A 10,263-nucleotide genomic window follows, 5' to 3' on the forward strand; every position below is an offset into this window, starting at 1 on the left:
TTTCCAAATGGTCGGGTTTCCCCCACTGAATTCTTAAGACGAAGCATTGGATTCAATCTCAGACAACACATTAATGCTAAAGGTTAAGGCCGGCCAACTGGATCAGTTGGGGCTATTGTTTGAACGATACAATAGGCCGTTGTATGGGTTCTTCTTTAAGCTCACCTGCGACCAGGAAGTTAGCGAAGACCTTGTGCAGAATGTGTTTGTGAGGATCATCAAATACCGTCACACTTATAAAGGTGACGGTAAGTTTTCTACCTGGATGTACCACATGGCCAGAAACCTTTTTGCGGATCATTATCGAAAGGAAAAGCGAAGGGGTTATAAAGAAGATGTGGAGACTGCGGACAGGTATTACCAGAATGAAGAAAATGCAGAGCGTTCTAAGATTGCCAGTGAGGAACTGGACATGCTTCAGCTAGCGCTGAATAAACTGCCGGAGGATAAGAAGGAGATTCTTGTGCTCAGCAAGTATCAGGGCATGAAGTACAAAGACATAGCAGATTTGCTCGATTTAACTGAAAGTGCCGTGAAGGTGCGAATCTTTCGCGCGCTGAAGGAGCTAAAAGTGTGCTATGAGAAACTTGAATACGAGGTCGTAAAACCATAAGGAAATGAAAAGGAAATTATTACTCATGTCGGTTGCACTAATGCTTGCCTCAGTGGCATGGGCACAGAGCAAATCGGAAACAATAACCAGGAGCCTGGAGGTCAAAAACAAGAATATTGAATTCTGGTTCTGCGTGTGCAACATTAACGGCAGTGTTGATGTGGAGGCTTATGATGGCAACACGGTGGAAGTAACATTGGAGAAGCGTGTGAATGGTAAAAACCAGGCCGATGTGGATTTGGGAATGCAAGAGTTACAGCTCAAGAGTGAGCAGGGCGATGATTTTGCCAAACTATATGTAAGCATGTCTGGTCAACGCATGACCGAAAAGGCCGATCCGCTTCAGTGTGGCTGGGATTGGAATGGCAATGACAACAGGCGTGACTACTGGTACACTATGGATTATAAGATAAAGGTGCCCAAAGGCATTAGTGTAAAACTCTCTACTGTGAACAAGGGAGATGTCTTTGCCAAGGGCGTAACAGGAAATATTTATGCTTCTAATGTGAATGGAGATGTAACCTTGGAGGGAGTTCAAGGTGATACTAAAGCAAATACGGTAAATGGCAAAGTGGAGGTTTCTTATGTGAAGATGCCTAAGGAGTTTGCCAGTTTCAAAACTGTGAATGGAGATATTGAAATTTTTGTACCATCGGGCGGAAACGGAGTGTTCAACTTCCAGAGTCAGTGGGGCGAAATTTACAGTGACCTTGAGTTTAGCGAGAAGTTGGCACCTAAGGTGACCAAGACTTCAGCAGGAAATGGAACGAAGTATAAAGTATCTAACTCCAACAGCTACCAGTATGGCAGCTCGGGTGGAGCAAGCTTTGAGTTTGAGACACTCAATGGAGATGTATATCTAAGAAAGCAAAAATGATGGAGATGGACGATAAGTACATGTCTTTGATTACCGAATATATTGATGGAACACTCACAGAGGTTCGAAGAGAAGAATTCGAGACTTACGTAAAAGATGGGTTCATTGATATGAAAGAGTTGGAAGAGCTGGCCAGCATGCAAGAGCAGATGTTGCAGGCTCCTGAGCCAGAGCCTTCGGAAGCCTTAAGAACTAACTTCTACCAAATGCTTGCAGAAGAGAATCGTAAGCTGAAGAAACGCAGCAGTCGTGACCTGTTCGGTGAGTTTGTTCAAGCCCTGTTCTCAACAAACAAAGGCAGGCTAGCTTTCGGCTTCAGTGTATTGATGCTCGGTCTTTTTATGGGAAATGTTTTCTCTAGGTCTGCATACACTGGTCAGGTAGAAAGCCTTAGCAACCAGATGGCAGACATGAAAGAGGTAATGATGATGACCATGCTCGAAGGTGAGTCTGTAAGCCAGAGGCTTAAGGGGGTTCAGATGAGCAGTGGGTTGGTGAGCGAAAATAAGGATGTAACCGATGCTCTTTTGCTGACCCTGAATAATGATGAGAACACCAATGTGAGATTGGCCGCTTTGGCTTCATTGGCAGAATATGCCGAAGATCCTGCTATAAGGGAGGGCTTGGTGAGCAGTATAACACAACAAAAATCGCCATTGGTTATGGTGGCAATGGCAGAGCTGATGGTCGAATTACAGGAGTCGCAAGCCAAAAAGGAATTTGAGCCTATTCTAAATGCTGAAAATACACCAGATGATGTGAAATCAGCGCTTCGTCAGAATTTAGATAAAATCATGTAACAGAAAAGATGAAAGAAATGAGAATTACAAGATCACTATTGTGTGGAGTGCTAGTGTTCGCTTTAGTAGCGCCTACAATGGCACAGAACGAAGAGGTGAAGGTAGATCAGAAGTTGAAAGTGAAAGCTGACCCAAATGTACAAGTAGAAGTAGATCCGGTCATTGATCTAAATTTTGATACAAACATTGAGGTGGGGTCCGATTTTGAAGCGAACATTCAGGCTTTTGCTGAAAGTACCGTTGAGCGCGTGTTGGATGGTTTTGGAATGGCCAACTTAGAAAAGGACAAGCAAAAAAATAAAGCTGAATACCAAGAAACTACTCAAGAGGTAGAGATTCCACTTTCTAAGCCAGGCGAAAGAGGTGTGCTTGATGTAGATACTAAGAATGGTAAGATAAAAATCACTGCTTATGACGGGCCTACTGTTAAGGTTAAAATGACTAAGTATGAGAAGAAGGTAAAGAAAGATGAGTCTGCCGGAGGATTGCGATTGGTGAGTAGTGGTGGTTTTAATTTTGAAGCAAGCGAAAACAATAACCTTGTAAAAGTTGAAAACGAAGGCTGGAACGACCGTGTAGATTTTGAAATTCAGGTGCCTAGAAACTTCAATATTAAGGCGGAGGCCTATAATAATGGAAGCATTGAAATAGATGGGGTTAATGGCGAACTTAACATAGAAAGTTATAATGGCCCCATTACCTTGAATAATATTTCTGGTTCGGCAAGTGCATCGACCTATAACGGGTCTATAGTTGCGGTTTTCACAAAAGTTTCGGCCGATGTAGCCATGGCTTTTAGCACTTACAATGGAGATGTAGATGTTAGTGTGCCGAACGGAACCAAGTTCTCTCCTAAGATGAAGACTAATAGGGAGATTTATACTGACTTTGAATCATTCAGCATAAAAGAGTCTAAGCCTGTCACCAAAAAACCTGCTAAAGGTGGTTTTAATGTGAAATATGAAAACTGGGTAGAGGCCGATTTGAACGGTGGAGGAGCAGAAGTAATGATGAAAACTACTAATGGCAATATTTTTATTCGAAAGAAATAACTGTTAGTCAAATACATTTTTAATCCTGTGAATAGCAATTCAAAGGATTTTTCTATTTTTGATATACTCAACCGGTGGAACTCAATAGCCAGTCAGCTCAATTTGCCCCAACTTTGAAAATTAAGAGCTTTAAAAAATTATGAAGACACTGATGAAATCCGTTACACTGACCCTCTTGCTATTGATTGGAGCCAATCTTATGGCTCAAGATGCTACCAGCAAAGTGCAAGAACTTTATAATAAGTACAGCAACATTCCTAAGTATAGAGTAAACGTTGTCTATGAGGCTGTAAATGACAACATGGGCTTCAAAAATGTACAAGAGGGAATTTTAGCAGTAGATGGTGAAAAATACATATTGAAGTATGGACCAAATGAAACTTGGTTAGATGATGGTAAAACCGAGTATATTGGTACCAAAGAGCCAGACCATTCTCAGATAATGTACTTCTGTTCTGGGCAGAATACCGAGGCAATTATTGACTTTGGTGAAGCTATGACCTTCTTTGGTTCTGGTCACTCTGGTTCTGTGGATGGTTCAATGTTGAAATTAAAGCCATCTTCAAGTGCTGCCTATAAAGAAATTCATGTAGAATTTAGTGGTAGCGACATTATGTCTATCACAGCTTTAGACGATTTCGGAACTGCACATAAATACACCTTCTCTAACTTCTCTACTAACACTTCGGGGACTAGCTTTACCATTAACCCTGGAGAGTACTATGAAAAGATAGATGAAAGAAGAGGATGTAATTAAGAATTTGAATTTGCCAAGCAACTAAACCAATGGGCCGAGATCGTAGATTTCGGCTTTTTTTATTTTCTAGTTTGATTAATGCTCAAATCGAACACATCATTTCTCTGATAGTGACCAGTTACATCCAGAGCCATCTTTTCCTCAATACAGCGGGTTAAGTCCACTTCTTTCACAAAAACACCCTCCTTGTCCCAAATCGGCTCCATTATATAGTGCCCGTCAGGGCCAACAATACAGCTGCCACCGTTCAGCAACATGTGCTCGGGTTTGTCTTGGAGTTCTGTCGGTAGGTTCAGTTCTTTTGGGATGTCTTTTACTCTCATAATCTGACCTACTCCAACAGCGTAACAGCGCCCCTCAAAAGCGTATGATCTAGTGGCTATTTGCAGCATCTCATGAACCTTCGGCCAAACAGCCACATGAATGTGCTCTCCTGAGTTGTGCATGGTTTGGCGAGTTAAAGGCATCCAATGCTCCCAACAGATTAAACCGCCAACTCTACCAGTGCTAGTTTCTACCGCCTGAAGTCCTTTTCCATCACCTTGGCCATAAATAAGCTTCTCGGTGTAGGTTGGCATTAGCTTGCGGTGGTGGTTTGCTAGCTCACCCTTTTGGTTCCAGGTAAGCAAACTGTTATAGATAGTACCGTTACCAAGTCCAGAATTTACTTTTTCATTGATGCCCATAACAATGGAAAGGTTGAATTCTTTAGCCCAATGGCCTATTTGGGCAACCTCTGGTCCAGTAATATCTAAACTGTTTTCATAAGTTCTGGCGAACACCTCCTTGGTGGGTTTAAAATCCCACTTCGCGTATTCATCGCAGTAGTCAATCCAAGCTGGATAGCCAGTAAACCAAGTTTCTCCAAATGTGGCTAACTGAGCACCTTGTTCCGCAGCTTCTTTTAGCAGTGACTCTACTTTAGCAAGTGAATCGGCAACGTTTAGATAGGAAGGTGCGGATTGTACAACCGCAATTCTTGGTTTCTTATTCATTTGATCACTTTATACTAATTGCTACACCTTCGTTAATTATTCGAGAGAGTTCTTCTAGCTCTCCATTCTCATAAAGTTCGCTGATGTTATTGATGTCCATAGATTCATCTTCAGGCTTGAAGTTGATGTAATCTTGAATCAACACATCATTAACTCTTCTCGGATTAATAGCCTCTCTAAAGCGCATGCCGCCACCATCGGTGTGGTAAAGGTAGGCTAGGTAGTCCATGCTGTAGTCTTCGGTGTCGAACCAGTAGAGAAATACATCATCAAAATCCTCTCCACCGCCAGATTGCTTGAAGGTTACCCGGATTTCATGATAGTCTTTTCCTTTGATGCTGGTAGTTCCTTGGTACTCTTTAATTACCGCTTCATCATTCAGCCCAAATGGCAATCGAAAGAAATAAATTACTGAATTCACTGAGCGTGAATAAGCGGCTCTCTTTTCTTCTTCTAATTCAACTGAGTCTCCATTGATATATCGAGTTAAACCCTCGTTAGTTAGAACATCATATACTTCTTGGTCAATAGAATCTGTTTGTGTTCTGGTGTATTTGTAAAGGCCGTTCTGGAGGCTGTATGTATAGCTCATATCACGAAAAGTCAGGGAGAATTCAGCGTGATCAAGCTGTTCCATGCCATGATGGGAAATAGATTTGTCTACTATGTCTTGAGCCTCTGATTTCGGTGGGGTTTGCTTGTCTTCTTTTTGTGGGGAGCTACATGAGATTAAAAGAACGAATAATAAGAAAAGTACAACTCGGTTTTGCATAGTTCAATTTATCAGAATTACAGCCGAAGTTAACGATAAGTTCAATGTGAATTCAGCTTCTGGGGTCTAATTGAAAGATAACCGACACTTTTGGAATAGGCATAAAAAAACCATCCCGATCTCTCGGGATGGCCAATAAACACACACAATACCAGAGGATTGGAACCTCCAGGTCTCTTTAATTTCTTTTGATGCTTCGAAGTAATACTAAAAAAATGTTACCTGCAAGCGATTTGGTATATAAACTATAAAGTAGATGTTTTGGTTTCAAAGATTCTAAAAATAATTCAAAATACTTTGGAAAAAAGATTGTGATGCTGATTTAGAGTAGCATCACAGCGGCCATTGCCACCATGGTAACATCTTCAATTATGGTTACTTTACTCATGGGTAAATTGAAAACATCACCTAGGCAGGCACATTTTATTTTCTTCTTATCTAGGTTGCTTTTGATAACTCCAATGGAACTTGCCCCTAAAACTATAACAGTAATGAGGTTTGTAGTTGTTGGGTAAATGTTGATTAGATATGCGATTCCGAGGGCCAATTCTACAAATGGATAAATCTTTCCCCAATGGCTCCATTTTTTAGCTATGATGTCATACATCTTGTAACTGTTAGAAAAGCCTTGAATGTTTAGCAGTTTGAAGAATGAGAACACAATAAAGAATCCAGCCATAAAGTGTCTCATCCATAGCCTTCCATTAAATGAATCAAATGGATACTGTGTCAGAGTACTAATAAGAATAATGAAGAAGGCGATTAGGAGTAGAGGCTTGTAGGTTGAGAAAAAGCTTTTTTGTTCTTCTTCAGGTTTGATGGATGAAATGGGCTCTTGCCTAACAATCTGATATTTCGAATCTCTTCCAATAGCATCCTGAATCTCAGTTTCAGAATAAAGAGCATCTGAGTCGATTATGGTTTTGCCATTGGTCAAGTCAATTTCAACAGATTTGACTCCTTTTAATTTTTGGATGTTTCGGGTGACTTTGGCTTTACAGCCTTCGCAAGTCATGCCGGTAATGGTTATTTGCTTTTTCATTGATGGATAATTTTTAAGCAAATGTCTCCTGTTACAGAGAGGGCTGCGTTACACTATTTCAGTCATAGCGTATGATATTTCGGAGTCTAAGTAACCAGAGTTCAATATAGGAAAGGACGTCATGCCGGAAAAATTGGCCTTAAATTCAGACTAAGCCTATTTTATCCGGCATCTCACCGACAGTATCCTTTAGATTCTGGGTGTTTTTCTTCGATGCTAAAAGAACTTATAAAGAAAAATTCCGGAATGACGGTTTGGGGTGTGTTATAAGGGTTTTCGAAAATTTTACATCGAACTCTGGTTAAGTAAGGTGAGTTCTACTTAGAGATAAAGAATTGATTACGGAGAGTGACTATAAAGTTCATAGTGGACTTTGTTTGATTTAACCCTAACTCTAAAGGGAAATGAAAGTCGTTTGAACAGCCCTTTGGGGAATCAAAGGGCCTGTTTGATCACTTTATGGCCACCTAAACCGAACTCAATTTAAACTCTATCTATTGTTCTTCTTTGGCCGAGATCTCGGAACTTAGATGGGGTAAGTCCTGTCACTTTTTTGAACTGAGCAGAGAGGTACTGGCCGCTGTTGTATTCCAGCAAATCGGCAATTTCTGCCAGGCTCATTTGGTCGTAAACCAAGAGCTCTTTCGCCTTTTCAATTTTCTGTAGGGTAATGTATTGGCCAATGGTCTTTCCTTCAATACTGGAAAAGAGGTCGTTGAGATATGAATAATCGAGCTGTAGTTCTCTGGTAAGGAAGGACGAAAAATTCTCATTACTTCCTTTTCTTCCGCTCTGGTGGTGGATTTCTCGAATGATTGCTGTTTTGATGAGCTCCACTTTTTGACTTTTGTCATCATCGAGCAAATCGAACCCCTTCTGTTTTAGTTCCGATCTGAGTTCGGTAAGTGCTTGGTTGCTTAGGTCGTCTTCCAGCTCAATAGACCCCAAATCTACCCTGCGGACTTTCAGATTGCCCGTTTCATTCAAAATCTGTTCAACCACCATTACACAGCGATTGCAAACCATGTGTTTAACAGAGAGTTTCATTGGTCTCTTTTTTCTGGGAGTATATAAGGCATGCCGTAGCTCAACCTCCGACATGCCTTTTATAGTTTATTGAATCACTTCTTCTACACTTCCGCAGTGAAGCATTAAGTCTCCAAAGTATGGATTGTTCACTTCTTCTTCAGCAGCTAACCAGTAAGCTCCTTGGTTATTGAAAGCCATTGGGCAGTACTGCTTGTAAAGTGGGGTTTCATTATTGTTGGCTTTCACTACTTCATACATTTCCATTGAAAGCGTTTCAAAAGCCTGACGCTGAATTTTTACATCAGAAGTATTGGCAATGGTTTCTAATGAGCTGTCCAGTTTCTGATTTGAATTGCTTTTTAAGAAAGCTTTGGCTGCTTTGCTCGCTTCTGCCGCATCGGTTTTCACCAGAGCATCTTTAATGGCCAGATAAGATTCTACCGGATTTGCAGATTCTGTTGCTGTTTCCTGTTTCGTTTCTTTTGCGCCAGATCCGCAAGAAGTAAGTATTAGAGTTAGTCCTAAAAGTGCTATTAGCTTTTTCATTGTACAGGTATTATATCGATTAATTGTTTTCTATGGTGTATTCTACATTTCCACAGTGGAGCATCATGTCTCCGAAATATGGATTGATAATTTCTTCGTCCATTGATACCCAGGTGGCTCCTTTGTCATCATTAGCCATTGGGCAATACTGAACGTAAAGCATGTTTTCTCCTGAGTTGCCAAATGAGTCGAGCGCATTGATCAGTGCCTTAGAGAGGTTGATAAACTGAAGTCGCTGCTCGTCTCTATCGTCAGAGTTGTTGATTTTTTCTAGGCTTTCTTCCATGGGAGTCAGCAGTGCCATCCAGTGGATATGAGCATCACCCTGAACCAAACTCATGTCTACCTTGGAAAGTGACGCTTTCACCTTTTCTGCCTGGTCTCTGATTGGTCGTGCATTGCCTTCTACCATGGCATCTTTGAGAGGAATGTAGGCTTTGGCCACAGCGTTAAGCTGATTTTGGAAAGCCTTTGAAGTGCTAGATTTGAAATCATTAACCTGAGGAATTTCAACCTCTTTGAATCCCGTTTCGGGTGACTTACTATTTGAAGATGGGGTCATCATGCTGATTTTACCCTTGAGCTGAGACTCAGCATCTAGTGTAAAGGCTCCGTTGGTTACCACTTCTTCTCCTGCAGATAGGCCTGATAGCACTTGGTAATTATTTCCTATAGCTTCTCCGAGTTCTACCTCGCGGAGCTCAAAGCTATTTTCATCGTCTGACTTTACGTAAGTGACTGATCTTTTGCCTGTCCATAGTACGGCAGACCTCGGTATGACTAGATCTGCATTTTGAGAGGTGCTCAATTGGGCCTTAATGAACATGTCTGGCTTGAGTGTTTCGTTGCGGTTTCTTACATCGGTCCTTACCTCAATAATTCTGCTGTTAGCTTCAACTGAAGGTGAAATAAAGCTAACGGTAGACTCATAAACCGTTGGACTGCCATTCGGTTTGAATTGAATCTTATCTCCAATTTTCACCTTGCTCAGATCCTTTTCATACACTTCAAATACTGCCCAAACCGTAGATAAATCGGCTATCTGGTAAAGGGTTTGCCCTTGCATAAGGTGGGCACCATTATTAGCGAGCTTTTTGGTAATTACTCCATTGTAATTTGAGAGCAGATCGAAGTTTTGCATCACTTCTCCAGACTCCTCAATCTGTTTGATCTGTTCATCAGTGACTTTCCAGTACTTGAGCTTTCTGCGTGCAGCTTCAAGCAAAGTTGGGTTAGTGTTCGAAAGCTTTTTGGCTTCAAGTAACTCGTTTTGGGCAGCCACTAATTCTGGAGAATAAATAGAGGCTACTCTTTCACCTTTTCTTACATATTCGCCCTCAAAGTCTTTGTAGAGCTTTTCTATTCTTCCTGGGAAATGGGTGGTTTGAGATTGAACTAAACGTTGGTCAGCTTTTATCCGGCCATTTAGAACCAAAGTGGCATCTGCATTGAGGCTTCCCACAGTTTGAGTTTGAATATTGGCCAGCGCTATTGCCGAATTAGACATTTTCAAAACCCTCGGATTGTCGTCTTGGGCGGCATCTGCTACAGGAATCAAATCCATGCCACAGAAAGGGCAGGAGCCAGGCTCTTCTTGCCGAACTTGTGGGTGCATAGAACAGGTCCATAGGCCTGCTTCGTTATGCTCACGACTGTGTTCAGCAGAAAGAGATTCTGCCTGATTTTTAGCGCTGTTTCCGCCAAAGAGAATCGCGCCAAGGGCTAGTCCTATCACTAGTGTTCCCAGCACGGTGTATATCGTTTTTTTATCCAGTTGCAT

The 10,263-nt window shown here is 41.4% G+C and carries 11 protein-coding genes; 5 read left to right on the forward strand and 6 right to left on the reverse strand.

The features are described from left to right. Window positions 1–73 precede the first annotated feature (73 nt). From AWW68_RS07915 to AWW68_RS07935, 5 genes are all read left to right on the forward strand, one after another. Window positions 74–613, forward strand: coding sequence for an RNA polymerase sigma factor (locus AWW68_RS07915; RefSeq protein WP_068219102.1), 540 nt, complete (start codon window positions 74–76; stop codon window positions 611–613). A gap of 4 nt (window positions 614–617) precedes the next feature. Next, window positions 618–1,490 carry a DUF4097 family beta strand repeat-containing protein gene (locus AWW68_RS07920; protein WP_068219105.1) on the forward strand — a complete coding sequence of 291 codons (873 nt, stop codon included), beginning with the start codon at window positions 618–620 and terminating at the stop codon, window positions 1,488–1,490. 5 nt (window positions 1,491–1,495) lie between these two features. Then, the gene (locus AWW68_RS07925; RefSeq protein WP_157717571.1) at window positions 1,496–2,290 is read left to right on the forward strand and encodes a HEAT repeat domain-containing protein; all 795 of its coding nucleotides are present in this window, start codon (window positions 1,496–1,498) and stop codon (window positions 2,288–2,290) included. Between the two features lie 17 nt (window positions 2,291–2,307). Next, window positions 2,308–3,342 (forward strand): DUF4097 family beta strand repeat-containing protein, encoded by a 1,035-nt coding sequence (locus tag AWW68_RS07930; RefSeq protein WP_157717572.1) that lies wholly within the window; start codon window positions 2,308–2,310, stop codon window positions 3,340–3,342. A gap of 139 nt (window positions 3,343–3,481) precedes the next feature. Further along, entirely contained in the window at window positions 3,482–4,099 is a 618-nt protein-coding gene (locus tag AWW68_RS07935) for a LolA family protein (protein WP_068219114.1), read from the forward strand. 59 nt (window positions 4,100–4,158) lie between these two features. Here the strand turns inward: AWW68_RS07935 and AWW68_RS07940 are convergent, their stop codons facing one another. The 6 genes from AWW68_RS07940 to AWW68_RS07965 all read right to left on the reverse strand — a co-directional run bounded on the left by AWW68_RS07940 (window position 4,159) and on the right by AWW68_RS07965 (window position 10,263). Beyond that, on the reverse strand, window positions 4,159–5,094 hold the full coding sequence (locus AWW68_RS07940) for a carbon-nitrogen hydrolase family protein (protein ID WP_068219117.1): 936 nt from the start codon (window positions 5,092–5,094) through the stop codon (window positions 4,159–4,161). A 4-nt stretch (window positions 5,095–5,098) separates the two neighbouring features. Beyond that, window positions 5,099–5,866: a DUF6503 family protein gene (locus AWW68_RS07945; protein ID WP_084375623.1), complete on the reverse strand. Its 768-nt coding sequence runs from the start codon at window positions 5,864–5,866 to the stop codon at window positions 5,099–5,101. 322 nt (window positions 5,867–6,188) lie between these two features. Beyond that, a complete protein-coding gene (locus AWW68_RS07950) occupies window positions 6,189–6,908 on the reverse strand; it encodes a heavy-metal-associated domain-containing protein (RefSeq protein ID WP_068219119.1) in 720 nt (239 codons plus the stop codon). A 483-nt stretch (window positions 6,909–7,391) separates the two neighbouring features. Next, window positions 7,392–7,955 (reverse strand): AraC family transcriptional regulator, encoded by a 564-nt coding sequence (locus AWW68_RS07955; protein ID WP_068220762.1) that lies wholly within the window; start codon window positions 7,953–7,955, stop codon window positions 7,392–7,394. Window positions 7,956–8,021: 66 nt separating this feature from the next. After that, the gene (locus AWW68_RS07960) at window positions 8,022–8,483 is read right to left on the reverse strand and encodes a DUF3347 domain-containing protein (protein ID WP_068219125.1); all 462 of its coding nucleotides are present in this window, start codon (window positions 8,481–8,483) and stop codon (window positions 8,022–8,024) included. Between the two features lie 19 nt (window positions 8,484–8,502). Continuing rightward, a complete protein-coding gene (locus AWW68_RS07965; RefSeq protein ID WP_068219128.1) occupies window positions 8,503–10,263 on the reverse strand; it encodes an efflux RND transporter periplasmic adaptor subunit in 1,761 nt (586 codons plus the stop codon).

The sequence above is a fragment of the Roseivirga spongicola genome, assembly GCF_001592965.1.
GTDB classification, from domain to species: Bacteria; Bacteroidota; Bacteroidia; order Cytophagales; family Cyclobacteriaceae; genus Roseivirga; species Roseivirga spongicola.